Source organism: Rhizobacter sp. SG703 (genome assembly GCF_012275445.1).
Taxonomy (GTDB): Bacteria; Pseudomonadota; Gammaproteobacteria; order Burkholderiales; family Burkholderiaceae_C; genus Rhizobacter.
Window position 1 is genome coordinate 540,653 of record NZ_JAAZQK010000001.1, and the last position, 26,690, is coordinate 567,342.

Sequence of the window (26,690 nt, forward strand, 5' to 3'; positions counted from 1 at the left end):
CTGCCCCTGCGCTTGCGCACGCCGGGACAAACGAGCAAAGTGTCGTCCACAACACTGCAGCACCCCTGTCGACGACTCCCCCCATGACACAACAGATCACCCCCCAGCAGATGCAGGCCGACCTCGACGAGCAACTGCTGAAGACCGTCGGCGTCGCGCCGCCCGCCGCCACGCCGGTCGACGTGATGCACGGCGTGGCCCAGGTGGCGCGCCAGCAGCTGTCGGAACGCTGGGTGCAGACGCAGGCCATCGAGCGCGCGGCCAAGGCCCGCCGCGTCTGCTACCTGTCGATGGAGTTCCTGATCGGGCGCACGCTGTCGAATGCGCTCGCCGCGCTCGACCTGCGCGAGCCGGCCGCGGCTGCGGTCGCGCTGCATGCGCAGACGCTCGAAGACGTGGCCGACCACGAGCCCGATGCGGCGCTCGGCAACGGCGGCCTCGGCCGGCTGGCCGCCTGCTTCCTCGATTCGATGGCCACGCTCGGGCTGCCGTCGTTCGGCTACGGCATCCGCTACGAGTACGGCATGTTCGCGCAGGGCATCGCGCACGGCCGCCAGGTCGAGCACCCCGATCCGTGGCTGGCCGACGGCACGCCGTGGGAGTTCCCGCGGCCCGGCATCAGCCACCCGGTGCGCTTCGGCGGCCATGTCGAGCAGCACCGGCATGAAGACGGCAGCACTCACGCGGTGTGGCGCCCGGCCGGCGCGGTCGAGGCCAAGGCCTACGACATGGTGATCCCCGGCCACGGCACGCAGAAGGTCAGCACGCTGCGCCTGTGGAAGGCCGCCGCGCCGGCCCACATCGACCTGAACGCGTTCAACACCGGCGACTACGCCCGCGCGGCCAGCGTGAAGAACGAGTACGAGAACATCTCGTGGGTGCTGTACCCGAACGACAGCACGCCGGCCGGCCGCGAGCTGCGGCTGCGCCAGGAGTATTTCTTCACCAGCGCGTCGATCCAGGACATCGTCGCCCGCCACCTCGACGAGCACGCCAGCCTGCACAACCTGGCCGACCAGGTCGCGATCCACCTGAACGACACCCACCCGGCGATCGGCGTGGCCGAGCTGATGCGCGTGCTGTGCGACGAGCATGCGATGCCGTGGGCCACCGCATGGGAGATCACGCAGAAGACCTTCTCGTACACCAACCACACGCTGATGCCCGAGGCGCTCGAGACCTGGGCGGTGGCGCTGATGCAGCAGGTGCTGCCGCGCCACCTGGAGATCATCTTCCGCATCAACCAGGAGTTCCTCGACCTGGCCGCGAAGCAGCGGCCCGGCGACGACGGCTTCCTGCGCCGCCTGTCGCTGATCGACGAATCCGGCGAACGCCGGGTGCGCATGGCCAACCTGTCGATCGTCGGCAGCCACAAGGTCAACGGCGTCTCGGCGCTTCACTCCGAGCTGCTGACCAAGACCATCTTCGCGGACTTCGCGTCGCTGTACCCGACGCGCTTCACGAACATGACCAACGGCGTCACGCCGCGGCGCTGGCTGGCGCAGGCCAACCCGGGCCTCGCGCACCTGCTCGACCAGACGCTCGGCCGCGGCTGGCGGCTCGACCTCGACCAGCTCGGGCAGCTGAAGGAACACGCCGGCAGCGAAGCCTTCCGCAGCAAGTTCGCCGCGATCAAGCTGAACAACAAGAAGCGGCTGGCCGAGCACATCCAGCGCCACACCGGCATCCACGTCGACCCGGGCAGCCTGTTCGACGTGCAGGTCAAGCGCATCCACGAGTACAAGCGCCAGCTGCTGAACGTGCTGCACGTCGTCACGCGCTACCTGGCCATCCTCGAGAACCCGACGCTGCCGTGGGTGCCGCGCACGGTGATCTTCGCCGGCAAGGCGGCGTCGTCGTACCAGACCGCGAAGTCGATCATCCGGCTGATCCACGACGTCGGCACGGTCGTCAATGCCGACCCGCGCGTCGGCGGCAAGCTGCGGGTGGTGTTCGTCCCGAACTACGGCGTCTCGGTGGCCGAGGTCATCATGCCGGGCGCCGACCTGTCGGAGCAGATCTCCACCGCCGGCACCGAAGCCTCCGGCACCGGCAACATGAAGCTCGCGCTGAACGGCGCACTGACCATCGGCACCGACGACGGCGCGAACATCGAGATCCGCCAGAGCGTCGGCGACGACAACATCTTCATCTTCGGGTTGAAGACCCCCGAGGTGCAGGCGCTGAAGGCCTCGGGCTACCACCCGATGCGCCACTACGAGGGCAACCCGGCGCTGAAGGCGGTGCTCGACGCGATTTCCGGCGGGCTGTTCTCGCCCGACGAACGCGACCGCTACCGCCCGCTCGTCGACTCGCTGCTGTGGGGCGGCGACCACTACCTGCTGCTGGCCGACTACGACGACTATGTGCAGACGCAGCAGCGCGTCGACACGCTGTTCGGCCACCGCGAGGCCTGGATCGCGCGCGCGATCGCCAACGTGGCCGGCATGGGGGTGTTCTCGTCCGACCGGACGATCCGCGAGTACGCCCGCGACATCTGGAACATCGACCCCGAACTGAAGGCGACGGCAGCGCTACGATCGGTCGCATGACCTCCCTGCCCTGCCGCCCATGCTGACCCTCGCCGAGATCGAGGCCCTCCGCCACGCCCGCCACGGCGACCCGTTCTCGGTGCTCGGCGCGCACGAAGATGCCAGCGGCCAGCGCTGGCTGCGCTGCTTCCAGCCCGGTGCGCGGGCCGCGCTGGCGGTCGATGCCGACAACGGCCAGCCGCTGTCGGTGCTGACGCAGCTGCACCCCGACGGCGTCTTCGAAGGCATGCTCGGCAGCACCGCCGGCGCCTGGCGGCTGCAGTTCACCTGGCCCGACGGCTCCACGTCCACCGTCGACGACCCGTACCGCTTCCCGCCGGTGCTCGGCGAGCTCGACGTGTGGCTGCTGGCCGAGGGCACGCACCTGCGGCCGTACGAGACGCTGGGCGCGCAGATCCGCACGATGGAAGGCGTCAGCGGCGCGAGCTTCGCGGTGTGGGCGCCGAACGCCTCGCGCGTCAGCCTGGTCGGCGACTTCAACCACTGGGACGGCCGCATCCACCCGATGCGGCTGCGCCGCGAGTGCGGCGTCTGGGAGATCTTCCTGCCCGGCATCGCCGAAGGGGCGCGCTACAAGTACGAGATCCGCACCGCCGACGGCCATGTGCTGCCGCAGAAGGCCGACCCGTATGCGCTGCAATCCGAGCTGCGGCCGGCCACCGCGAGCGTGGTGTCGCACATGCCGCGGCTCGCGCCGGCTTCGGCGCAGCGCCAGCAGTCGAACGCGCTCGATGCGCCGGTCAGCATCTACGAGGTGCACCTCGGCTCTTGGCGGCGCAAGCCCGAGGAAGGCGACCGCTGGCTGACCTGGGACGAACTCGCCGACACGCTGGTGCCGTATGCGCAGGACATGGGCTTCACCCACCTCGAGCTGATGCCGGTCAGCGAGCACCCGTTCGACGGGTCGTGGGGCTACCAGCCGGTGGGACTCTATTCGCCGACCGCCCGCTTCGGCGACGGCCCCGGCTTCCGCCGCTTCGTCGACCGCTGCCATTCGGCCGGCCTCGGCGTGCTGCTCGACTGGGTACCGGCGCATTTCCCGAGCGACGTGCACGGCCTCGCGCAGTTCGACGGCACGCACCTGTACGAATACGCCGACCCGCGCGAAGGCTTCCACAACGACTGGAACACGCTGATCTACAACCTCGGCCGCACCGAGGTGCGCAACTTCCTGGTCGGCAATGCGCTGTACTGGCTGGAGCGCTACGACGTCGACGGGCTGCGCGTCGATGCGGTCGCGTCGATGCTGTACCGCGACTACAGCCGCAAGCCCGGCGAATGGATCCCCAACGTGCACGGCGGGCGCGAGAACCTCGAGGCGATCGCGTTCCTGAAGCGCATGAACGAGGTGGTGGGCATCGAACGCGCGCAGGCGGTGACGCTGGCCGAGGAATCGACCGCGTTCCCGGCGGTGTCGCGCCCGACCTTCGCCGGCGGGCTGGGCTTCCACTACAAGTGGAACATGGGCTGGATGCACGACACGCTGAAGTACATGGCGCGCGACCCGGTGCACCGCAAGCACCACCACGGCGAGATGACCTTCGGGCTGGTCTACGCCTTCAACGAGAACTTCGTGCTGCCGCTGTCGCACGACGAGGTGGTGCACGGCAAGGGCTCGCTGATCGCGAAGATGCCGGGCGACCGCTGGCAGAAGTTCGCGAACCTGCGGGCCTACTACGGCTTCATGTTCGGCCACCCCGGCAAGAAGCTGCTGTTCATGGGCGGCGAGTTCGCACAGGAACGCGAATGGGACCATGACCAGAGCCTCGACTGGCACCTGCTGTCCGATGGATTGCACGAAGGCATGCAGCGGCTGGTGCGCGACCTGAACCGCTTCTACCGCGCGACGCCGGCGCTGTACGAGCAGGATTTCGTGCCGGCCGGTTTCGAGTGGATCGACCACCAGGATGCCGAGCATTCGGTGATCAGCTTCGTGCGGCACGGCCGCCGCGACGGCGCGACGGTGGTCGTCGTGTCGAACCTGACGCCGACGGTGCGCCACGGCTTTCGCATCGGCGTGCCGCGGCCGGGCCAGTACCGCGAGCGCATCAACACCGATTCGGCGCACTACGGCGGCAGCAACGTCGGCACGCCGCTCGGTGCGGCGCAATCGGAAGACGTGCCGTGGCAGGGCCGCGCGCAGTCGATGATGCTGACGCTGCCGCCGCTCGCCACCGTGTTCCTGGAGCTCGCAGCTTGACGGCGTTGCAGGTGGGACGGCCCTGGCCGCTGGGTGCGCACTGGGATGGCGATGGCATCAACTTCGCGGTGTTCTCGGACCATGCGCAAGCCATCGAGCTGTGCCTGTTCGACGACGCCGGCACGCTGCAGCAATCGTGCACCGCGCTGCCCGGCCGCACGCAGCAGGTGTGGCACGGCTACCTGCCCGGTGCGCAGCCGGGGCTGGTGTACGGCCTGCGCGCGCACGGCCTGTGGCAGCCGCAGCGCGGCCAGCGCTTCAACCCGGCCAAGCTGCTGCTCGACCCGTATGCGCGCGCGATCGTCGGCCGCTTCGACTGGGACGGCCCGCACTTCGGCGGGGACCGCCAGCGCCCGCTGGAGATCGACCCCCGCGACAACGGCGCGCAGGCGCTGAAGGCGCGCGTCGTGCACGACCGCTTCGACTGGGGCGGCGACGCGCCGCCGGCCACGCCGCTGGCCGACACCGTGCTGTACGAGGTGCACGTGAAAGGCTTCACGCGGCTGCACCCCGGCGTGCCCGAGGCGCAGCGCGGCACCTATGCGGGCCTCGCAAGCGACGCGGCCATAACCCACCTGAAGCGCCTGGGCGTCACCGCCGTCAGCCTGCTGCCGGTGCACCAGGCGCTCGACGAGGAACGCCTGGTGCGCATGGGGCTGCGCAACTACTGGGGCTACAACACGCTCGGCTTCTTCTGCCCGAGCCCTGCGCTCGCCTCGCCGGGCGCATCGGCGCGCGACGAATTCCGCACGATGGTCCGGCGGCTGCATGGCGCCGGCATCGAGGTGATCCTCGACGTGGTCTACAACCACAGCGCCGAGACCGACGAGCGGGGGCCCACGATCCACTTCCGCGGGCTCGACAACGCGGCCTACTACCGCCTGCGGCCGGACGACCCGGCGCTGTACGTCAACGACACCGGCACCGGCAACACGCTGAACCTGGGCCACCCGCGGGTGCTGCAGTTGGTGATGGATTCGCTGCGCTTCTGGGTCGGCGAGATGCACGTCGACGGCTTCCGCTTCGACCTCGCACCAGTGCTCGGCCGCAGCCGGATCAGCGGCGGCGGCTTCGACCTCGATGCCGCGTTCTTCCATGCGATCACGCAGGACCCGCTGCTGTCCGGCGTGAAGCTGATCGCCGAGCCGTGGGACATCGGCTTCGGCGGCTACCAGCTCGGCCAGTTCCCCGCAGGCTGGGCCGAATGGAACGACCGTTTCCGCGACACGGTACGCAGCTTCTGGCTGCGCGACGCGACGACGCGCGGCGAGCTGGCGCAGCGGCTGTGCGCATCGTCCGACGTGTTCGACGCGCGCGGGCGGACGCCGGCCGAATCGGTGAACTTCATCGTCGCGCACGACGGCTTCACGCTGGCCGACCTGGTCAGCCACGACCGCAAGCACAACGAGGCGAACGGCGAAGGCAACCGCGACGGGCACGACCACAACCACAGCTGGAACGCCGGCGTCGAAGGGCCGAGCGACGACCCGGTGATCGTCGCGCTGCGCGGGCGGCTGCAGCGCGCGCTGCTGGCCACGCTGCTGCTGTCGCAGGGCACGCCGATGCTGTGCGCCGGCGACGAGCTCGGGCATTCGCAACACGGCAACAACAACGCCTACTGCCAGGACAACGCGACCAGCTGGATCGACTGGGCGCGCGCCGATGACGCGCTGATCGCCTTCACCGCGCAGCTGCTGGCGCTGCGCCGCACCCACCGGCCGCTCGCCGACCGCTGGTACACCGGCGCGGTCGATGCGCAGGGCCGGCCCGACCTCGGCTGGCTGCAGGCCGACGGCTCGCCGCTCGACGATGCGGCCTGGAACGATCCGGCGCAGCGCGTGATCGGCGCGAGCATCGGCGCGCCGGGGCAGCCCGGGGGACCGCTGCTGCTGCTGATGAATGCCGGCGACGACGATGTCGCGTTCGCACTGCCGGCGGGCGGCTGGCGGGTGCTGCTCGACAGCGCCGCGCTGCCCTCGGCCGCGCTGCGCGAAGCCGGCGCGATGGCGCACACTCCGTGGCCATTGGCCGCGCACAGCGTCGTGCTGCTGGCGCAAGACCATTCCGCCGATCCAGCCACCTGACCCCGACGAGGCGACCCATGCGATTCCCCCGCGCCAGCGGCGTGCTGCTGCACCCGACCTCGCTGCCCGGCCCGCACGGCAGCGGCGATTTCGGCCCGGCCGCCTACCATTTCGTCGACTGGCTCGCGACCGCGCGCCAGCGGCTGTGGCAGATGCTGCCGCTGGGCGGCATCGGCCCCGGCAACTCGCCGTACATGAGCAGCTCGGCCTTCGCCGGCAACGTGCTGCTGATCGACCTGGCCGAGCTCGGCCAGCACGGCTGGCTGACCGCCGACGAGCTGCTGCCGCCCGACGGCATCGAGCCGCACCGGCTGAACTTCGCTGCCGTCTGGCCGTACCGCATGGACCGCCTCGCGCGCGCCGCGCGGCGCTTTGCCGCGACGGCCACGCCGCAGCAGACGCAGGCGCTGCAGGCCTTCTGCGCCGAGCACGCCAGCTGGATCGACGACTACACGCTCTTCATGGCGCTGGCCGACCACCACGACTGGGCGCCGTGGTGCGACTGGGGCACGGGCCTCGCGCAGCGCGAGCCGACGGCGCTGGCGGCGGCGCGGTTGCAGCATGCGGAGCGCATCGCGTTCTGGACCTTCTGCCAGTGGCGCTTCTTCGTGCAGTGGGAACGCCTGAAGGACCACGCGACCAGCCGCGGCGTGCAGGTGATCGGCGATGCGCCGATCTTCATCGCGTACCAGAGCGCCGAGGTGTGGGCACGGCAAGACCTGTTCGAGCTCGATGCGCGCGGCCAGCCGACCGTGGTGGCCGGCGTGCCGCCGGATTTCTTCAGCGAGACCGGGCAGCGCTGGGGCAACCCGCTGTACCGCTGGAGCGCGCATGCGGCCGAGGGCTATGCCTGGTGGGTCGAGCGCATCCGCCGCACCTTCGAGCTGGTCGACATCGTGCGCATCGACCACTTCCGCGGCTTCGCGAGCTACTGGGAGATACCGGCCAGCGAAGAGACCGCGATCCGCGGGCACTGGCGGCCGGGGCCGGGCGAGGCCTTGTTCGACGCGATCGCCGAGGCACTCGGCACGCTGCCGATCATCGCGGAAGACCTGGGCGTGGTGACGCCGGACGTCGAGGCGCTGCGTCGCAAGTTCTCGCTGCCGGGCATGCGCATCCTGCACTTCGCGTTCGGCGGCGACAGCGCGAACCCGTTCCTGCCGCACAACCACGAGGCCGACACCGTGGTCTACAGCGGCACGCACGACAACGACACCAGCGTCGGCTGGTGGGCCACCGCGACCGAGGCGCAACGGCGCCATGCGTCGGCCTACCTGCCGACCGACGGCAGCGACATCGCGTGGGAGCTGATCCGCACCGCCTGCGCGTCGGTGGCCGACACCGCAGTGCACCCGATGCAGGACGTGCTGCGGCTGCCCGGCGCCGACCGGATGAACTATCCCGGCAAGCCCTCGGGCTATTGGGAATGGCGCTTCAGCTGGGACCAGGTGAAGCCGGCGCATGCGCAGGAGCTGGCGCTGCTGACGCGGTTGTACGGGCGGGACGGGGTGGTCGTGGCCTAGGGTGCCGATGGCAGGCTGCCACCCCCCGGAAGAGCGGTGTCCGGCCGGTGCGCCCCGCGTTGCGGCGCCGCCCGCTGAAGGCGCGCAGTCCGTACCCGACGCTGTCGCTGGTGCGCCTGGGCCGCAGCCCGTTGCAGAAGCTGGCGTGGATCTTCGGCTTCGGACGCTGAATGGGCCAGACGCCTCTCCTATGTTGCCGCGCAGACGAAGCGGTTGAAACCGGTGAGATCTTGCAAGCTGCCGAGGCGGCCCCACTTCCTTCGACGAGGGCAGTTCAGTACAGCCCGCAGAAGGAACCGATGAAAACCACCCAATCGCAGCAACGCAGCGTCAGCGACCTCGATGTCGTGCACGCGCTGGCGCGCCTGGTTCAACGCATGGAAGCGAGCCCGGCCGAGATCGACGCCCACCAGTACCGCACCGTCGTGCAGCAGCTGACCCGCGCGCTCGAACGCGTCGAGCCGGGCAAGGCCTTGCAACTGATCCTGGAAGACTGCCCGGCGGCGTCCGAGCTGTATGAAAACATACGCTACGAGCACGCCGGGCTGGTGCGCTCGCCGCTCGAGAAGGCGCTGAACGCCGAGCTGGAAGCGCGCCGGGCCATCGGCCTGGCGGCGTCGCTGAAGCACTGACGGCGCGGGCCCGGGTTGTCACCCGGGCTGCGCATCAAGACGGCAGGAAGTCCAGCGGGTAGCTGATGATGATCTGATCCACGTCGCGGGCGCCGAACTCGAACTGCTTGATCCGCGCCAGCAGCTTCGCTTCCAGCTCCGGCGACTTCAGCTCGCTCGACAGGATGCGCACCCCGGCCAGTTCGCCCGACGGCGAGATCTTCAGCTCCAGCACCACCTTGCCCTGCAGCCCCGGGTCCTCGCGCAGCGCACGGTTGTAGATCGCGTAGATCGCGCCCTTGTTGCGCTCGAACACCAGCCGGATCTCTTCGATCGAACGGGCCGCCTTGCCGCTGCCGCCGCGCTGCACCGTGCCGCCCGCCCCGGTGCCATTGCCGGTTCCGCTGCCGGCCGCCGAACCCTTGCCGCCGCCGCCCCCGCCACCGGCCACGCCGGCCACCAGCGTGGTCGAGCGCCCCGCCAGCCCGCCGCCACCGGTGTTGCGGCTGTAGCCCGCGGTGTTGATGCCGCCGCTGCCGCCGGTCGCGTTCGACGTGATCATCGCGCGGTCCGGCAGGCCGGCCTCGGTACCCGCACCGACGCCGACACCCACGCCCGACCCCACGCCCGGTCCCTGCTTGATGTCCGGCTTCAGCTGCACCGCCAGCGGCGCGCCGCTCAGCTCCTGCAACTGGTCCTTCATCGCGAGCAGGCCGACACCGGCCGCCTTGCGGCGCGCGCCCTCGATCTCGCCCGGCGGCTTGTTGGCCTGCGGCACGCGAGCCTCGGGGATCGGCTCCTTCATCTTCACCGGATCGGGCTTGGCCGGGATCGGCTTGGCCTGGTCGGGCTTGGCCTGCGGCACCGCGGCCTCGGCCGCGTCCTTCGGCTTTTCCTGGACCTTCGGCGGCGGAGGCGGCGGTGGCGGCGTCTCAAGCACCAGCTTCGCCAGACGCGGCGGCAGCTCGGCCGGCACGCTGCGATCGGGCTGCTTGACCGGCAGCCACGGCACGATCAGGAAGATCAGCAGGCAGGCGCCCACCGTGCGCTGGATGATGCGGCGAAAACGCGCGTCATCCTCGGGCACGCCCGCCCACGGCATCACCCGCGGGTTGAACGAAACAATGGTGGCACTCATGTCAGCCCCTCGTCCGAGACGAGTACGTCGGACACTCCCCCGAGGGGAGAGCGGACCCGCTTGGGAGCGGCCCGGCGCTCGGTCCGCTGCTGATTGGCGCTTTGCGCAGGATCATCTTCATGCGCCATTCCTCTGTCGTACCGCGAACGACATGTCGGTGAAACTCGAACGCGCCGCGGTGTACATGATCTTGCGCAACAGCTGGTACGGGATGTCCTTGTCGCCCATGATGGTGAGCGCCTTGCCCTTGTCCTTGTTGGCCTCGCGGATCATCTCGCGGCCGGCCTGGATGTCGAGCTCTTCCTTCAGCGGCGCGATCAGGTCGCCCTTCAGCCCCATCACGTCGGCCACGTTCGCGATCTTGCGGCCCTCGACGATGATCTCGGTGCCGCTGACCACCAGCACCACGTTCTGCTTCGGCTGCTTCTCGGCCGTCGACTGCGGCAGCTGCACCGCCTTCGGGCTGGGCAGCAGTTCGACGCCGGTGGCATTCGACAGCAGGAAGAAGATCAGGATCGTGAACACGTCGATCAGCGAGACGAGGTTCATGTCGAGCCCCGTCTGGTTGCGCGCGCGGCGCTCGGCCCGCTTCTGCAGCGGTGTCATCAGTGCCATGGTCCCCGCCTCTATCGCTTGACGACCGGCGCGTCGCCGATCGAGATGTTGGGGAACATTTCGGTGTGCAGGATCGTCGCCCCCTGGGGCTTGGCGACCACGCGCACCGAGTCCATCACCTGCACGAGCGCGTCGTACGGGGTGTTCGGCTCGGCCAGCACGCTGGCATCGACCTTGTCCGGAAACTTGGCCTTGATCTGCTGGATCAGCGTCGACAAGGCCGCGGTGTCGTAGCCGGTGGCGGTGTTCGGGATGCGCTGGATCAGCCCGCCGATGCGGTCGCCGATCTCCAGCGAATCCGGGCGCAGCACCACCTCGAGCTGCAGGTTGTCGACCTTCAGTTGCTCGACGGCGGTGTTCTTCGCGGGCAGCGAAATGTCGATCACCGCCAGCCGGCTGAACACGGCGGTCGACAGCAGGAACGGCACCAGCACCACGATCAGGTTGATGAACGCGGTGATCTCCAGGTGCGCCGTTTCCTTGCGCAGGCGACGACGGGCAGCCATGGTCAACGCGCTCCGGTGCTCTGCTCGGCCTTCAGGCGCTGCACCAGGTTCAGGAAGCTGATCTTGGCGGCTTCGAGGCCGTCGACGATCTCGGCAGTCTTGGCCTGCAGGAACGAATGCAGCAGCAGGAACGGAATCGCGACCATCAGCGCGAACGCGGTGTTGTTCATCGCGATCGAGATCGACGCCGACAGCATCTCGGCCTTCTCGGCCGGGTTGACCTGCGCCACCGCGGTGAAGCCCTTGATCAGGCCCATGATGGTGCCCAGCAGGCCGACCAGCGTGATCACGTTCGCGAAGGTCGCGATGTAGTGGGTGCGCTTCTCCAGGCGCGGCACGATTTCCATCATGCCCTCTTCCATTGCGGCGTCGAAGTCTTCACGGCGGCCCGGGCTCTGCATGCGGGTCAGCCCGTAGTTGACGATCTTGCCGATCGCGGCGTCGGAGTTCGCGGTGACGTTCTGCACTTCCTTGAAGCGCCCGCCCTGCAGCATCGGCAGCACCTGCGACCACAGCTTGCGGTTCTCGCTGCGGGCCTTGTTCAGCACGATGTAGCGCTCGATGCCGATGGCCAGGCCGATCGCCATGATCGTCAAGCTCGGATAGATGAAGAGGCCGCAATCCTGGAAGAACTTCACTGCTGTGTTGAATGCATTCATCTCTGATCTCCGATGGAAACTTCTCTGTGATTCGACAAAAAACGGCAGGCCTTATCTGGTGGCCGCGGCGGATGGGGTGGCCGGTGTCGCAGCGGCCATCGGCTGCGTCAGCGTGTCGTAGTGGACCTGCCGGCGGAACACGTCGCGGTCGACCGGCGCGAGCGCCTCGTCGAGCACGCTGACGGCGGGCCGGCCGCTCTGGTCGCCGGTCAGCGGCTTCTTCCAGGGCACGATGTACAAGACCTTCGGCAGCTCGCGGTTGCCGATGATCTGCGAGCCCTTGATGTCGGCGCGGTCCTGCGCCCAGGCCGGCGCGAGGCCGGCGGCGATCAGCATCGCGAACACCGCGGCCACCGTCAGCGGCACGCGCAAGGGATCTCGGGACTTCATGGTTTTTCCTTCCGGCTCGCTGCCGCTGCCGGTGCGGCGGCCGCAGCGGGCTGCTGCTTACGATTTTTCAGATCTGCGACCCATTTGGTCACCGTGGCATCGCCACCCGGAGTCAACGCAAGATACCGGCCATACAGCTCGCCGGCCTGTGCAACATCCCACAGATACAGGTCGTACAGGATGCCGAGGTTCAAGAGCGGCGCGGCATAGCCGGCGTCGAGCGCGATCGCGCGCTCGTAGGCGTCCTTCGCCTTCGTGAACTGGCCTTGCTGGCGGTAGGTGATGCCGAGCTGGTTGAAGTACAGCGGCTGCTTCGGGTTCAGGCGCACCGCCTGCTCCAGCTCGCCGGCCGATTCGGGCAGCTTGTTGGCCTGGCGGTAGATCACGCCGAGGTTGGCATGCGGGCCGCCGAGCTCGGGGTTGGCTTGCGCGATGGCCTTGAAGGCGCGCTCGGCTTCGTCCATGCGGCCGGCGCGCAGCGCGCGGCGGGCGTCGTCGTAGCTGCGTTGCAGCGCCGGCGCGACCGGGGCTTCGGGATCGGGTCGGGCGATGGCCGGGGCGGCGGCCGAAGCGGCCTGGGCAGGGGCAGAGGCGGCGGCCGCCGGCGCCGAGGCCGCCTTGGCCGGCATCACCGCATCGCGAATGGCCTGCAGCGGCTGCGAGATCGTCGAGCAGCCGGCCAGCACCAGCAGCATCGCGAGGGTGAGATGGCGCTCAACGAATCGCATCGACCACTCCCTCGCTGCGTTCGGACTTGCCGTACCTCAACGGCCGGATCTCGCCCAAGGCCTTGAAGCTGCTCTTGACCCACTGGTCGTAGATGCCGTTGGTGGTGCGCCGCGCGTTCAGCTCGTGCAGCTCGGTGGCCTTCTCCTCGAACGGGTAGGCCTGCTCTTCCAGCATCACGTTGTACTGCTCCAGTTCGAGCTTCGACAGCTTCTTCGGGCGCTGCGAGTTGACGAGCGCCTTGCCGAAGTCCTGGTACAGCGAGGCGATCTGGTAGGTCGCCGCGGTCGTCACGTCGGCCACGCCATAGTCCGCCGCCACCGTGTAGGCCTTCAGCGATTCCTCCAGCCGCGCCTTCTTGTTCTTCAGCGCGACGTTCAGCGGCTCGACCAGCTGCACCTTGCGGTAGTTGTCGGCCACCGGCGCCGCCATCGCGAGCGCCGCGGTCGCGCCGAGGTAGCGCGTGCGGTTCGTGCGCGCCGCGCCGCCGGCCTGGTCGACCTGGTAGATCTCCTTCATCCATGCGAACTCGCGCGCCGCATTGCCGTCGTCCTTCGCGATCTTCGCGAGGCGCCAGCGTGCCTCGACCGACGCTTCGAACGACATGCCGCCCTGCTTCAGGTAGCGCTCGTAGGCCTTGCCGGCGTTCGCGCGCGAACCGGCCTTCTCGTACATCTCGGCCGATTGCCACAGCGCGTCGCGCGCCAGCGCAGGGTCCTTGTTGGTGACCGCGAAGCGCTCGTACTCGCCGGCCGCCAGGGCCCACTGGCCACGCTCGGTGTAGGCCAGCGCGAGCTTGCTGCCGACGTCGGCCTGCAGCGGATGGTTCGGGTAGCGCTTGCGGAAGTCTTCCAGCGTGCGGCTCGCGCCGTCCCAGTCCTTCAGCCCGATCATCGCGGCCGCCGCGTCGTACTGCGCCGGCGCCGCCACGCTCGACTGCGGCGCCACCGCGGCAACGCGCGTGAAATGCTTCACCGCCTCGACCAGCTGCCCCTTGCTGCGCGCCTGCTCGCCCTGCTTGTAGATCGACGCTGCCTGGCGCTCGACCAGGTCCTTGCGGGCCGGATCGTTCGCCGGCGCCAGCGCCAGCACCTCGCCGTACGCCTTCTCGGCCTGCTCGTACTCGCCGCGCTCGAACGAACTGTGCGCGATCACCGTCCACGCGACGCGTCGGTTCGCCGGCTCGGCCGGCGGTTGCAGCGCCAGCACCTGCTGCGCGACCGTGGCCGCACGCGCCTGGTCGCCCAGCGCGAACAGCTTCTCCGCGGCGTTCGTCAGCACCGGGCCGCTGCGCTTGTCGGCCGGGTTCGCGTTGGCAAAGCGCAGCGCGCTCTCGACGCTTTCCTTCTGCAGCGCCGGCAGCTCGGCCGGCGTGGCCTTCTTCTCCTGCGCGGCATAGCTCAGCAGCGCGGCATAGCCGGCGTCGGCGCTCTTCGCGTGCAGCGGGTAGCCGTAGGCGGTCTTCTCGTACTCGGGCGCGGCTTCCTTGAAGCGGCCGTCTTCGTACAGCAGCTCGGCCAGCAGGAAGTTGTTCTGCGGCGCCTCGGCGTCCTTCGGGAACGACACCAGGTAGCTGCGGTACCACTTGACCGCTTCCTGGTAGTCGGCGGTCGACCTGGTCTTCTGCGCCTGCGAGTGGTAGTGCTGCGCCAGCTCGGCGAGGTTCGTCTTGACCAGCGGCTGCGCGTTCTCCTGCCACGCGGCCGAGTTCTGCCTGCTGAATTCGCTGTCGACGCCGTAGCGCTCCACGTATTCCTTCTTCGCATCGAGCGCCAGCGTGCCGAAGCCGTTCTGCTGGTAGATCGCGATCACGCGCGCCTGCATCAGCGGCGCCTGGCCGTGCAGCGGGTCGCGGCGCGCGAACGCGCTGAAGGTGTCGGCGGCGTCCTTCGGCCGGTCCTGGCGCAGATACAGCTCGCCGAGCTGCTGGTAGACGCGCCATTCGTAGGCGCGGCGCTCCGGCGTCGTCATGTAGGCCGGGATGCTCTCGGCGCCCTGCAGGTTCTCCAGGCTCAGGCTGGCGACGCGGAAGGTGTCCTCGACCAGCTCGCGGTCGCCGCGCGTCAGGCCCGGCAGCGTCTCGAGCTCGCCGTCGTCCTTGCGGCCGCCGAGCTTCAGGTCGAGCACGCCGAAGAACGGGTGCAGCGCGTCGTCCAGCCGGCCCTGCTTGAACAGCGACCAGCCCTGCATGTACAGCGCGCGGTCGCGGAACGGGTTCGACGAGTCGCCCTGCAGCACGGTCGCGTAGGCCTGCTCGGCCTTCACGTAGTCGCGCGTCGAGAACAGCAGCTCGCCGCGGCGGAACTGCGCTTCGTCGCGGTAGATCGTCTTCGGGTATTTCGCGACCAGGTCGTCGAGCGTCTTCAGCGCCAGTTCGAGCTCGCCGCCCTGCTCCTGCGCGCGTGCCAGCTGGTACAGCACGCGGTCGTTGGTCTCGTCCTGCGGGTAGGTCTTCAGGAACTCCTGGTAGCGCGCGGTCGCGGCCTTGTAGTCGGGCGTGCCGTTCGGCGTCTGCTGGCCGGCGGCCAGCCGGTTGTCGGCGCTGTCCATCTCCAGGTCGCCGAGCCGGCGCATCGCTTCGGCGCGCTGCGTGGCCTTCGGCGCGGCCTTCAGGAATTCGTTGTAGGCGGCGATGGCCTGGTTCTCGTCGGCCTTCACGCCGTTGTCCTCGGCGACCGTGATCTCGCGGCCGGACATCGACTTCAGGGTCGGCTGGTCATCGCCGGGCAGCGTCTTCTTGCCGGCACAGGCGGCCAGCCCGAGCAGCATCAGCAGCGCCAGACTATGGCTTGGGCGGCGCATTGGCGGGTTCCAGTTGCTTGTTGGCCTGGCTCGCGGCGCGGTCGTACAGCTGTGCGACGGCGAAGCGGGCCTGCGTGGTGTATTCGACCAGCCGTTCCTTCTGCTGCACGAGCTCGGCGACCGCCAGCTCCTGCACGAACTGCTGTTGTTCGGTGCTCAGCGCGGCGACGCGCGGCAGCAGCAGCTCGATGGCCTTCGCGAGCTCGGCGATGCGGGTCCCGAAGGCATCGAACTTCGCCGGCTCGTCCTGCTGCGCCTGGGCCAGCGCGGCATCGGCGCGGCGCGTGTCGGCCAGCGCCTCGGTGGTGGCGCGCGCGTTCTTCTGCGCGTCCCACAGGTTCTGCGGGTAGGCCTGCGCGAGCTGCCAGGTCAGCGCGCCGGAGGCCAGCCGGAAGCGCTCGCGCGCCGCCACCGCCTCGGGCAGGTCGCCGGCCTGGGCCAGCGTCGCGCGGATGCGGTCGACGCGCGCCTGCAGCGCGGCCTGCTTCTCGTCGGCCAGCGCGGCGGCATCGCCGTCGGCCTCGATGCGGGCGAGTTCGGTGGTGATCTCGTCGAGCCGCTTCTGCAGCGCTTCCAGCCCGCCTTCGGCCGACTTCGCGCGCACCTTCGGCAGCCGCTCGGCATAGGCCTGGCGGCGGTTCGCGAGCATGTCGCCGAACACGCCGAGGTTGTCCTGCCACTGCAGCAGGTTGCTGCGCAGGAACTGCAGGTCGCGCCAGTTCTTGAAGGCCTCCTGGAACGAATGCTGCGCGAGCAGCGGCGCCAGGTGGTTGGCGTGCGGCATCTCGGGCAGCTCGCCGATGTTCCAGAACCAGCCCATCTCTTCGCCGGGGTTGCGTTCGAGCAGGCCGTCGAGCAGCTTGCCGGCACGGATCGCGACGATCGACTGGTCGAGGTTGCCGTTCTCGCGCTCGAACGACGCGATGGCCTCGTTGTAGCGGTCGAGCGACTGGCCGCTCGCACCGGCCTCGGCATAGGCGTAGGGCACCGCGATCATCGCTTCGAGCACGGCCGAGTCGCCCGGGTCGCGCTGCGCGAGTTCCTGCCACGGCACCAGCGCCCGCTTCGGCTGCTTCAGCGCGGCCTGGGCCCAGCCGAAGCCGAGCAGCGCCTTGTTGGCCTGCATGCCGTTCAGGCGCACGCGTTCGAGGTAGATGGTCGCGGCCTCGGGCTTGTTGTCCTGCAGCGCGGCGAAGCCGAGCGCGACGTTCGCCTTGTCGCGCAGGCTGCGAGTCTCCTCGTCGGGCGCGGGGGCCTGGCCGAGCTGGTCGAGCAGCTGGTTGCCGCGTTCGGCGTCGCCGGTGCGGATCAGCGCGACGCCGAGGTTGAAGCGCGCATAGCGGGTCGCGTTCGCGCCGCCGGGCATCTTGCCGGGGTCGGGCAGCCTGGCCAGCGCCTCCAGCTGCGCCGCGGCGCCGGCGAAATCGTCGCGCGCCATCAGCACGTTGGCGCTCAGCAGCCCGCGCTCTTCCTCGAACTCGGGCGGCAGGTTCTTCTCGATGCGGCCGAGCGCCTCTTCGGCCTCCGGCAGGAAGCCGCGCTGGTAGCGGATCTTCGCGAGGTAGAACCACGCGCGGTCGCGCACCGACGGCGGCGCGCCCTTCTCGATCAGCTGCGCGAAGATCTCGCCGGCCTCGCGGTGCAGGCCGTACGACAGCAGCAGCCCGCCGCGCAGGATCTCGGCTTCATCGGTGTGGTGCGAGACGCGGCCGAAATGCTGCGACACCATCAGCCCGGTGATCGACGAGAAATAGCGGCCCTGGTAGAACTGGAACAGCGTCTCGCCGTAATACGGGTCTTGCACCAGGTGCGGCGGCAGCGGCTCGGCGGCCTGGGCCGTGCCCGGGAGCGCGCCGACGAGGCACGCCGCGGCGGCCACGCGCAGCAGGGTTGCGGGAACGTTGCGAAGGCGCATGGCGGCTTACTGCCAGACCTTGACTTCGAACTCCGGCTGCAGCTTGCCGGTGTTGTCCTTGATCTGCAGCTCGATGTACTTCGGGTCGGTGGTCTTGTCGAACTTGACGGTCGCACCGCGCTTGTAGTCGCGGAAGTGCGGGCCGCCGCCGGTGAACACCGCGACGATCTGGTGCTCGCCGGCCTTCAGGTTGCCGAGGAACACCCGCTGCACGCCCCCGCGGTGCAAGGCCTTCACCTCCAGCGGGGTGTAGAGGTAGTTCGCGACGACCTTGTCGTCCAGCTTCACCTGCACCGAGCCGAGTTCGAACATCTTGCCGACGTCCATCGACACGAACACCGCCACCTGCGTGTTGGCGGGGAACAGCAGTTCCTCTTCCAGCACCAGCAGGTCGCGGTTCAGGCGGATCACGTCGCCCTTCAGGTCCTGGATGCGGCCGTCGAGGCTTGCGGCCGACGCCGCGGTGGCCGGCGCGAGCGCGGCATCGGGGGCGCTGGCGGCCATCGCCGGCACCGGTGCCGACGCTGCGGCATCGGCCGGCGCGGGATCGGCGGCCAACGCGTTGCCACACCACAGCGGACCACACAGCAGTCCCGCCAGGCATCCGGCAGCCAGCAGGCTGCGACTACGTTTGAACATGGGGGCGGTCTTTCTCAAAAGGTGGCCGAGACGAACAGCTCGAGGATGTTCGCGTCGAACGAATACAGGCCGTGGGTGCGGATGTCGGTGAAGTTCTTGTAGCGAAAGCGCATGAACTGGTACTGCGCGTTCCACTTGACGTCGAACTTGTCGGCGATCTTGCCGGCGCTGTAGGTCGCCTTCGCTCCGATGCCGACGTCGTTGAAGTCGCTCAGCTGCTTGTTGCGCGACACGTACAGCGTCTCGCTCTGCGCGTTGTCGCTGTAGAACAGCGCCTGCTTCTGCGTGTTGTAGCGCACGAAGGCCTCGCCCAGCCACTCCGCGCCGAAGTAGCGGGTGTAGCCCACCTCGAGCGTGTGCGCCTTGATTTCCCAGTTGTCCCAGAAGTAGCGGTACTCGGCGCGCAGCGCGGCGCGCTGCTCGCCCTGCCCGATGTCGCCGACCGCGCGCAGCTTCAGCGCGCGGCTCGAGCGGGTGCGAGGGTAGCGCTCCTGCACCAGCGTGCCGAACACCTGCGCCACGCGGTACGGGTTGCCGAGGTAGCCGTTGTCGGAGATGGCCTCCAGGTTCGCGCTCATCAGCCAGCGCGGCGTCAGGATCTGCGTGACGCCGAAGCGGTAGCGCCAGTGCTGCGCACGGTCGAACATGCCCTCGTAGCGCGAGCCGACGTGGTCGGCCCCGCGCGACGCGCCGAGGCTGATCGTCGTCATGCCGCCGAACACCTCCTGCGAGACGTCGAGGCTGACGCTGTTGGCCTTGTAGTCGGGCTCGTCGCTGGTGGTGCCCGACAGCGAGACCTGCGCGTCGCGGTAGACGTAGTCGGCGCCGAGGCTGTATTCGGTGCGCTTTTCCTTGTAGGGGCTCGCGGTCGTCACGACGTCGATCGACGCATTGCTGACCGAGTCGATGAAGTACGAGCCGCTGATCGACAGCCGGTCGGCGACCTTCTTGCGGATCAGCAGCGCCGGGCCGTCGGCGCGCGTGCCGCCGCCGTCGTAGAAGTGGTACATCGCGTCGGCGCGGTCTTCCGGCAGGTCGATCGCGTACGCCGTCCCTACCGTGGAAACACCCGCCGCCATCACGCCACCCACCACGCCCAGCGCCCGGCCCGCGCGCATCAGGTGGTGCGGGCGGCGCGCCAGCGCGCGGCGCAGCCGGCGCATCCAGATGCTGGAGCCGCTAGTTGCAACCACAGCCGCCTCCTTGCACGCCGGTGGCGCCGCGTCCGCTCTCGCGCACGTCGTAGATGTGTTCGCGGTGCTTGTCGGCGAGCGCATCGCGCGACAGCCGCATGATCGGATCGGCCAGGCGCTCGCGCTCGTACGGCTTCACCCACGGCTCGGGCGCGGCGCAGCCGGCCAGCAGCGATGCCAGCCCCAGCGCGACGACAGCGAGTGCTCTGCGTTGGCTGCCCATGGTCATTCCTTCAGCAGGTCACGGATCTGCTTGTCGTAGGTGTTCTCGTAGCCGTCCTGGTAGCCGCGGTGCAGGAAGCGCACGCGGCCGTCGCGGTCGATCAGCACGGTCGACGGCATGCTGTTCAGCTCGTACAGCTTGCTGACGTTCTTGTCGGTGTCGAACAGCACCGGGAACTTGACGCCGAGCTTGGTCGCGACGCTGGCGGCATTGCGCGCATCGTCGTCGACGTTGACGCCCAGCAACACGAAGCCCGAGCCCTTGTACTTGTCGTACAGCGCGTTCAGCTTGGGCATCTCCTGGCGGCACGGCGCGCACCAGGTGGCCCAGAAGTTCACCAGCACGACCCGGCCGCGCTGCTCCTTCAGCCGCAGGTTCTGGCCTTCGAGGCTCTTCAGCGTGAAGTCGGGCGCGGGCGTCATCGGCGCGGCCGCCTGCGCCGGCGCCACGACCAGGCCGGTGCTCAGCAGCAGCGCGGCCGCGGTACGCAGGAGCTTGTCGAATCGGAAGAAGACGTTCATGGGGGGTTCTCGATCAAAGAAGAGCGCTCGATCAGAAGAAGAAGGTGACGCCGCCGGTCAGCTCGAGGTTCTGCGTGTTCTGGCGCTTGCCGAGCAGGTCGAGCGTGAAGATGTGGTCGCGCATGTCGACCTGCAGCGCCATCCAGTCCTTCAGGAACAGGCGCACGCCCATCCCGACGTTGAAGGTCTGCTTGCGCTGGTCGTTGAACTTGGTGCTGCCGACGCCGCCGATCAGGTACACCGCCGAGGCCTTCGCGGTGTTGCGGCCCCAGAAGATCTCGCCCGGCAGCACGTTCACGCCGATCGAGACGTTGTAGTAGCGCAGCTTCTGGCTGTCGTCGGACAGCACGCCGCCCGGCAGGATCTGCCGGAACGATTCGTCGGTGACCTTGGTCTGGCCGTAGACGGCCTCGACGAAGTAGTCCTCGGTGATGTGGTAGCCCACGCGCAGCCCGGAGACGGCGTTCGCGCCGAAGTTCTGCGTGCTGTAGGTGCCGCCGAACAGGCCGAACTCGAAGTCGTTCGACGGGATCTTCGGCACGTTGACCGGGCGGCGGTCGACCTGCGGCACGATCACCTGTTCGTTGCCGGGTTCGACGACCTGCTGCTGGTTCTGGGCGCGGGCCGCGAGCGGTGCGGCGAGGCAGGCCGAGGCCAGCAGGGGCATGACGAGATGTCGCAATTCGCGCATGGGGGTCTCGCGATCCATCAATTGAAGAAGAAGGAGAAGCCGACCGTGGCGGCGCGGTACTCGGCACTGCGGGTGTCGCCGATGAACGCGGTGTACAGCGTCCAGTCGGCCCGCATCACGAAGCGATCGGTCAGGTGGTAGCGCACGCCGATGCCGGCATTGGCCAGCTTGGCCTTGGTGTCGATCGCGTCGACCAGCGTCGAATTCGGCACGTTCTTGAACTTGCCGAAGCCGACCGAGAAGAACGGCGACAGCCGCTTGTCGGACCACGGCTCGACCATCAGGTTGGCATGCCAGAAGTCGCTGCCGGAGAACACGCCCTGCACCTGGCCGAGCGTGCCTTCGAGCGACAGCGTGTCCGACAGGCGGTAGCCGGTCCACATCTTCAGCATCGGCTCGCCCTTGAAGCGGCCCCAGCCGGCGCCGAACTCGACGCGGCGGTTCAGGTAGTCGTCGAGCAGCACGTCGCGGAAGGTCTTGGTGCTGCCGCCTTCGGTCAGCGTGGTCTCGAGCTGCGCCCGCGCGACCCAGCCTTCCTTGCCCTTGTCGGTGCGCACCTTGAACCAGTCGGTGTGGCGCAGCAGCACCTCGATCCACTCGCCCTTCTCGGCGATGTGGAACACCGGGTAGCCGCGGCCGGCACCGGTGTGCATCTCGATGTAGGGGTCGCTGACCTGCAGGCGCTCCGGCGGGGTGTCGGCAGCGGCAGCCGGCACTGCCACGACGCCCAGCGCACAGGCGAGCGCCAGCCCCTGGAGGGCGTGGCGAAGGCGGGCGTGAAGGCGGTAGGGTGGCGACTCGTGCGGTGGAGCGAGGGTCATGCTTGCCTGGTTGTCAATTTGTATTGCAGGTCCCGGTGTTCGGGTCTGCCGGCGTGAACATGTTGTAGGTCGCGGTGCTGAATTCGTCCTGGCCGGACGGCGACGGGTGGGTGATCCAGTACTCGATCAGCTTGACGTTGGGGTCCTGGTCGTTCGCGAAGATCTGGCCCCCGCCGTGCAGCACGTTGATCAGCAGCGGCTTCGCGAGCAGCCGGCTCTGCGTGGTCGAGCCGCCCACCACCTCGCCCTGCGCCGAGTAGAAGTTCTTGTACATGTCGGTGTCGCGGATCGCGTCCGGCGTGTTGGCCGGGTCGGTCACGTCGAGCGCGGTTGCGCCGGTGGCGATGCGGAACGCGCCGCCGGTGCCGGCCACCGTGTCATGGCAGCCCGAGCCGGCGCAGGTGTTGACGGTCGTCACGCCGTTGTGCGTGATCGGAAGCGCCGCCAGGAAGATCGGGTTGATGCACTTCTGGAAGTAGGCGTACGACAGGCGCTGGCCGGTCGCTCCCCCCGGGTTGTTGATCGACGACGGGTTGCCCAGCGGGTTGCCGCCACCGCCGCAGCTGGCGAGCCAGGCTGCGGCGAGGCAGGCACCCGCCGCGCGCAGCGGCACCCGCCAGGGTGCGCGCGCAGGTGCCGCGGGAGACGCTTGCCTCATAGGACGGTGGAGCTCATGGGGTGGTACAGCCCTTCTTGATCCAGTTGGCGATCGTCGTGTAGTTCGCGCTGCCCACCGGCAGCACCGCCGTCGGCGAACTCGCGGCGCCCGCCGGGTGCGGGATCGTCGACGGCCGCTTCAGCAGCGAGCTGTTGTCCGGATGGCAGGCGTCGTTGATCATCGTCAGTGTGACATTGAAATCGCCCTCCGCATCGCCCAGCAACACGAAGCGGTTCTCGCGGAACGCCTTGCCGGCGGCGATCTCGTCGCTGCCGATGCCCTGGTGGCAGCCGGCCGCGCAGGTGCTGCGCAGGATCGGGTAGATGTCGGACTCGAACGAGGCCTGGGTCAGCAGCCCGATGTTCTTCACGCCGCCGGCCGACAGGTCGTTGTAGTACTTGCTGCCGAGGTCGATCCATTCGGCCAGCAGCCGCTTCTCGGCCTTGGTCAGCAGCGTCGAGTGGTCCGGCGCGCCTGCGGCCGGCGTCGGGTACAGCTTGCGTGCCTCCGTGCTGGCCATCAGGGTCGCCCCCGACAGGATTTCCACCAGGCGGCTCTTGCGCCCCATGCCGAGCGCATCGCCTTCGCTGGCCATCGTGTCGACCATCGCCGGCTCGCGGTCGATCATCGGCACGCCTTCGTCGAGGTGGGTCTTCGGCAGGCCGGTGACCTCGTCGATCAGCGGGTCGCCGATCAGCAGGCGCTCGTACGACGCGGTGCGGCCGGTGCCGGTGATGGTCGCCGTCAGGTCCAGCTTGGCCGGGTCGGCATGGCAGGTGACGCAGGTGCCGGCACCGTTGACGCCGCGGCTGACCGTCCACATCGGCTGGATGTGGTCCGGGTAGTTGATGACGCCGTCGGTCGGGGCCGCGGTCAGCAGGTCGTCCTTCGGATCGGTGTTGTTCTTGTACTTGATGCTGATCGAATTGCGCGCGGTGACGCCGGCCTTGGCCGGGTCGGCCCAGACGTCGGTCGAGACCATGTCGGTCATCAGCTTCAGCAGGTTCGGGTCGAGCCGCGTGCGGGTGCCGGCCATCGTCTCGCCCGACTGGTGGGCGCCGGCGAGGGCGTCCATCCAGCCCGACGGGATCGTGTTGGCGACCGTGCCGGAGTTCAGCGCGCCGCCGCGGCGCGGGCTGTGGCAGCCGTCGCAGGTGCGGCGTTCGCCCGGGCGGACCTGGATCCAGTTGGTGTGGGTCTGGAAGGCGCGGCCTTCGGCATCGACCACGGCCAGCCCGATCGGGGTGTCGGCCGGGACCTGCAGCTTGAACGAACCGTCCGGCTCGATCGGCGCATAGCCGAGGATCTGCTGCGGCTCGAAGTCGGTCTCGCCGATCGCCTGGCGCACGCCCATGCCCTGGCTCGGGGCCGCGGCGCGGAACGCACGGATGAAGCGGGCCGGCGCACAGCCGTAGGCCGGGTTCGCCGGGTCCTTCATCTTGACGAGATCGGCGACCTGGGCGCGGGTGTCCGCCGGGTCGGTCGGCTTGGTCTTCGCGATCGCGGTGGTGCAGGTGGCCGACAGGTCGGCCGCGGCGATCACCGGGTCGCCCATGCGGCCGAGGCCGTCGGTGTCGTAGACGCTGCGCACTTCGAGCAGGCCGAGCTTCTGCGCGGCCAGCGTGGCGTCGACCGGCGTCGGGTCGGTGGCGTTCGGCTCGGCACGCGACTGCAGCGGCACCGGGTCGGTGTTCATGAAGCCCGGCGGCGGCGGCGCCACCGGTTGCATGCCGTCCTTCGGGCGGTTCGGGTTGAACATGTAGATGCCGTACGGCGGCGGCACGTTGTCCTTCACGCCGTCGGCGGCGACGTCGCTGGCCATCCGGTTGTCATCGGCCAGGCGGGCCTTCTCTTCGGTGGTCAGCGACGCGCATGGCACCACCTTGCCGTTCTTCGTCACCTCGCACGGGCGGAAGGCGACCAGCACGCGGTCGGTGCCGTCCCACAGCGGGAACGGCGTCGTGATGCGGCCGAATTCGGACAGCCCGCCGCCGATGTTCAGCGTTTCCGCCGTCGGGTAGTACTGGCCGCCTTGCGGCGCGACGCCCGGGTTGGCCGGCGTGTTCTGTTCGGAATAGTTGGCGGCGTCGACCATGACCAGGCCGCCGCCTTCCTTCGTGCGCGACAGCGGCATCAGGTCGGACGCGAGGAAGCCCTTGAACTTGCCGTTCGGGTCCATGTCGCGCGGGTGCAGGAAGCTGTTGCCGTCGCTGTGCGCGCCGTACAGCACGAACATGTCGGTGCCGTCGGGCTTCACGCGGAACACCTTGAAGTGGTTGCGCATGCCGACGTGGTCCCAGCGCGAGAACATGATGTCGCCGTTGGGGCGCACGACCGGGTTGCGGTCATGGCTCTGGTTGACCGAGATCTGCGTGATGTTGCCGCCGGCGGCGTCCATCGTGTGCAGGTTGAACACGCGCTCGCGTTCGTACTCGTCCAGCGCGAAGCGGTCGCCGCCGACGCCCTGGTTGAAGAACGACGTGCCCTGGCGGTTCGACGTGAAGACGAAGCCCTTGCCCGCGGGCAGGTAGGCCGGGTCGACGTCGTCGGCGGTGGTCGAGTTCGTCAGGCGCTTGAAGCTCCCGCCGGTCATGCCGCCCTTCGTCATGTCGTATTCCCAGATGTTCCAGCGCCCGGTACAGGCCTTGGCGCCGTCGATCATCGAGGTGTTGGAGGTTTCGCACTTCAGCGCGAAGACGATTTTCTTGCCGTCGAACGACACCTCGGGGTCGGACACGTCGCCGTGGCCCTGGGTGATGTCCTTCGTGATGTTGTGCTCGGGCGCGCTCGGCGAGGATTTCTCGCGGATCATCAGGTCGCCGCCCTGGGCGTACGGCGCGCCGTTGGTCGGGTTCATGCCCATCGTGTTGACGCGCTGCGTGTACGCGAGCGGCACATCGCCTTCCACGGTGGAATCGCTGCTGCCGCTGCCGCAGGCGGCGAGTACGGCCGCCACGGTGGCGACGAGCGCCGCCCCCGCGAACCGGAGGCTGCATCGGTACGCCCTGCGATCGCTCGCGGGGACCTGGGTTGCTGTGGGGTACTTCATCTTCTCGCCTCCGATGCGGCCGGTCGTGTTACTGCCGGCCTGGGTTGCCGGACTGCGGGGCGGCGCCCAGCAAGCCGGAGGAGTAATGCAGAACACCTTCCGCGTCGATCACGATGGCATCGACGCCCTCCTGCGACTCGACGAGCCGCATGCCCTCTGCAAGGCCTTTCACGAAAACACTCTTCGACAGCCCTTCGCTGGTGAGCCCGTCCTCGGCGAGGATGGTCACGCTGCGCAGGCCGTGTGCCGACCGCCCCGTCTTCGGGTCGATCACATGATGGAAACGCTCGCCGTTGCGCTCGAAGAAGCGCTCGTAGTCGCCCGAGGTCGACATCGCGACGTCTTCGAGCGGCAGCACCGCGACGACCTGGTCCGGGCGGCGCGGGTCGCGCACCGCGATGTTCCACGGCCGGCCGCGGCGGTCGCCGAGCACGTAGCTGTCGCCGCCGGCGGCCACCACCGCGTGGCGGATGCCGTGGCCGCGCAGGATCGCGGCCGCGCGGTCGACCGCATGGCCCTTCGCGAAGCCGCCCAGGTCGATGCGCATGCCGGGGTGGCCGAAGCGGACGGTCCGGTGCTGCGGGTCGAGCAGCAATTGCTGCCAGCCGATCGCGGCACGGGCCGTGGCCAGCTCGGCCTCGGTCGGCGCGCGCTGCTCGCGGTAGTCGTACAGCTGGCCGGCGCTGGCGAACGTGATGTCGAAGGCGCCGTCGGAGAGCTGCGAGAAATACAGGGCGCGTTCCAGCAGGCCGTACAGCTCGTTGCTGAGCGCCACCGGCTGCGTGGCGGCTTCGCGGTTGATGCGGGACAGCTCGGACGAGGCCTTCACCGGGCTCATGGTCCAATCGATGCGCTGCATGTCGGCCATCACGGCGGCGATCGCCGCCTCGCCGGCCGCGCGATCGTCGCTCCACAGCTCGACGGAGACCGACGTGCCCATGATGGCTTCCTCGCGGCGCAGCCAGCCACCGCCCCGCACGGCCGGTTGGGCGGGCTGGACGGGGTTCATCGACCTGACTGGCTTGCTGGACACGAGGCCCTCCGGAACCAACTGCACTTCATTCCCTCGGAATCGTTGACCGTCTGTTGATCCATGTCCTACGCAGATCACGTGCCTGGACGGCGGAGCGGATCTTCTTCCCGAAAACCCCTGAAAATGTGTCAATAGTTGGCA

Annotated in this window: 23 protein-coding genes; 6 read left to right on the forward strand and 17 right to left on the reverse strand. The window is 69.0% G+C overall.

Translation table 11 applies throughout. From position 1 onward, the window contains the following. The first annotated feature begins 83 nt into the window (after positions 1–83). From FHT26_RS02310 to FHT26_RS02330, 6 genes are all read left to right on the forward strand, one after another. Positions 84–2,552, forward strand: coding sequence for a glycogen/starch/alpha-glucan phosphorylase (locus FHT26_RS02310; protein ID WP_168558556.1), 2,469 nt, complete (start codon positions 84–86; stop codon positions 2,550–2,552). A 19-nt stretch (positions 2,553–2,571) separates the two neighbouring features. Continuing rightward, a complete protein-coding gene (gene glgB / locus FHT26_RS02315) occupies positions 2,572–4,752 on the forward strand; it encodes a 1,4-alpha-glucan branching protein GlgB (RefSeq protein ID WP_168558557.1) in 2,181 nt (726 codons plus the stop codon). After that, positions 4,749–6,836 carry a glycogen debranching protein GlgX gene (gene glgX / locus FHT26_RS02320; RefSeq protein ID WP_210427207.1) on the forward strand — a complete coding sequence of 696 codons (2,088 nt, stop codon included), beginning with the start codon at positions 4,749–4,751 and terminating at the stop codon, positions 6,834–6,836. Before glgB ends, glgX begins: the two co-directional genes overlap by 4 nt. 17 nt (positions 6,837–6,853) lie before the next feature. Further along, complete coding sequence (malQ, locus tag FHT26_RS02325; RefSeq protein ID WP_168558558.1) at positions 6,854–8,359, forward strand: 4-alpha-glucanotransferase; 1,506 nt, start codon at positions 6,854–6,856, stop codon at positions 8,357–8,359. Positions 8,360–8,406: 47 nt separating this feature from the next. Beyond that, complete coding sequence (locus FHT26_RS30235) at positions 8,407–8,529, forward strand: hypothetical protein (protein ID WP_282597128.1); 123 nt, start codon at positions 8,407–8,409, stop codon at positions 8,527–8,529. Positions 8,530–8,658: 129 nt separating this feature from the next. Next, complete coding sequence (locus tag FHT26_RS02330; RefSeq protein WP_168558559.1) at positions 8,659–8,991, forward strand: hypothetical protein; 333 nt, start codon at positions 8,659–8,661, stop codon at positions 8,989–8,991. Between the two features lie 34 nt (positions 8,992–9,025). Here the strand turns inward: FHT26_RS02330 and FHT26_RS02335 are convergent, their stop codons facing one another. From FHT26_RS02335 to FHT26_RS02415, 17 genes are all read right to left on the reverse strand, one after another. Then, positions 9,026–10,108, reverse strand: a complete 1,083-nt coding sequence (locus tag FHT26_RS02335) for an AgmX/PglI C-terminal domain-containing protein (RefSeq protein ID WP_168558560.1) — start codon at positions 10,106–10,108, stop codon at positions 9,026–9,028. 117 nt (positions 10,109–10,225) lie between these two features. Then, on the reverse strand, positions 10,226–10,723 hold the full coding sequence (locus FHT26_RS02340; protein WP_246867666.1) for an ExbD/TolR family protein: 498 nt from the start codon (positions 10,721–10,723) through the stop codon (positions 10,226–10,228). Between the two features lie 11 nt (positions 10,724–10,734). Continuing rightward, positions 10,735–11,229: an ExbD/TolR family protein gene (locus tag FHT26_RS02345; RefSeq protein ID WP_168558561.1), complete on the reverse strand. Its 495-nt coding sequence runs from the start codon at positions 11,227–11,229 to the stop codon at positions 10,735–10,737. A 2-nt stretch (positions 11,230–11,231) separates the two neighbouring features. Beyond that, entirely contained in the window at positions 11,232–11,888 is a 657-nt protein-coding gene (locus FHT26_RS02350) for a MotA/TolQ/ExbB proton channel family protein (protein ID WP_168558562.1), read from the reverse strand. Between the two features lie 51 nt (positions 11,889–11,939). Continuing rightward, on the reverse strand, positions 11,940–12,278 hold the full coding sequence (locus FHT26_RS02355; RefSeq protein ID WP_246867667.1) for a hypothetical protein: 339 nt from the start codon (positions 12,276–12,278) through the stop codon (positions 11,940–11,942). Then, a complete protein-coding gene (locus FHT26_RS02360) occupies positions 12,275–13,006 on the reverse strand; it encodes a tetratricopeptide repeat protein (protein WP_168558563.1) in 732 nt (243 codons plus the stop codon). The genes FHT26_RS02355 and FHT26_RS02360 overlap by 4 nt, the downstream gene beginning before the upstream one ends. Further along, positions 12,993–15,806: a tetratricopeptide repeat protein gene (locus tag FHT26_RS02365; protein WP_168558564.1), complete on the reverse strand. Its 2,814-nt coding sequence runs from the start codon at positions 15,804–15,806 to the stop codon at positions 12,993–12,995. The genes FHT26_RS02360 and FHT26_RS02365 overlap by 14 nt, the downstream gene beginning before the upstream one ends. Further along, on the reverse strand, positions 15,787–17,721 hold the full coding sequence (locus FHT26_RS02370; protein WP_168558565.1) for a tetratricopeptide repeat protein: 1,935 nt from the start codon (positions 17,719–17,721) through the stop codon (positions 15,787–15,789). Before FHT26_RS02370 ends, FHT26_RS02365 begins: the two co-directional genes overlap by 20 nt. Before the next feature lie 6 nt (positions 17,722–17,727). Further along, on the reverse strand, positions 17,728–18,360 hold the full coding sequence (locus FHT26_RS02375; protein WP_168558566.1) for an AraC family transcriptional regulator: 633 nt from the start codon (positions 18,358–18,360) through the stop codon (positions 17,728–17,730). A gap of 14 nt (positions 18,361–18,374) precedes the next feature. Further along, entirely contained in the window at positions 18,375–19,553 is a 1,179-nt protein-coding gene (locus FHT26_RS02380) for a DUF3570 domain-containing protein (RefSeq protein WP_349238070.1), read from the reverse strand. Then, positions 19,540–19,776, reverse strand: a complete 237-nt coding sequence (locus FHT26_RS02385) for a DUF4266 domain-containing protein (protein WP_200953106.1) — start codon at positions 19,774–19,776, stop codon at positions 19,540–19,542. Before FHT26_RS02385 ends, FHT26_RS02380 begins: the two co-directional genes overlap by 14 nt. 2 nt (positions 19,777–19,778) lie before the next feature. Next, complete coding sequence (locus FHT26_RS02390) at positions 19,779–20,297, reverse strand: TlpA disulfide reductase family protein (protein WP_168558568.1); 519 nt, start codon at positions 20,295–20,297, stop codon at positions 19,779–19,781. Between the two features lie 31 nt (positions 20,298–20,328). Further along, positions 20,329–20,988, reverse strand: a complete 660-nt coding sequence (locus FHT26_RS02395; protein ID WP_168558569.1) for an outer membrane beta-barrel domain-containing protein — start codon at positions 20,986–20,988, stop codon at positions 20,329–20,331. A gap of 17 nt (positions 20,989–21,005) precedes the next feature. Further along, entirely contained in the window at positions 21,006–21,809 is an 804-nt protein-coding gene (locus tag FHT26_RS02400; protein ID WP_168558570.1) for an SH3 domain-containing protein, read from the reverse strand. A 13-nt stretch (positions 21,810–21,822) separates the two neighbouring features. Then, a complete protein-coding gene (locus tag FHT26_RS02405) occupies positions 21,823–22,467 on the reverse strand; it encodes a hypothetical protein (protein WP_168558571.1) in 645 nt (214 codons plus the stop codon). A 13-nt stretch (positions 22,468–22,480) separates the two neighbouring features. Beyond that, positions 22,481–25,423: an HzsA-related protein gene (locus FHT26_RS02410; protein ID WP_349238071.1), complete on the reverse strand. Its 2,943-nt coding sequence runs from the start codon at positions 25,421–25,423 to the stop codon at positions 22,481–22,483. A 121-nt stretch (positions 25,424–25,544) separates the two neighbouring features. Beyond that, positions 25,545–26,525: an FAD:protein FMN transferase gene (locus FHT26_RS02415; RefSeq protein ID WP_168558573.1), complete on the reverse strand. Its 981-nt coding sequence runs from the start codon at positions 26,523–26,525 to the stop codon at positions 25,545–25,547. Positions 26,526–26,690: the final 165 nt, after the last annotated feature.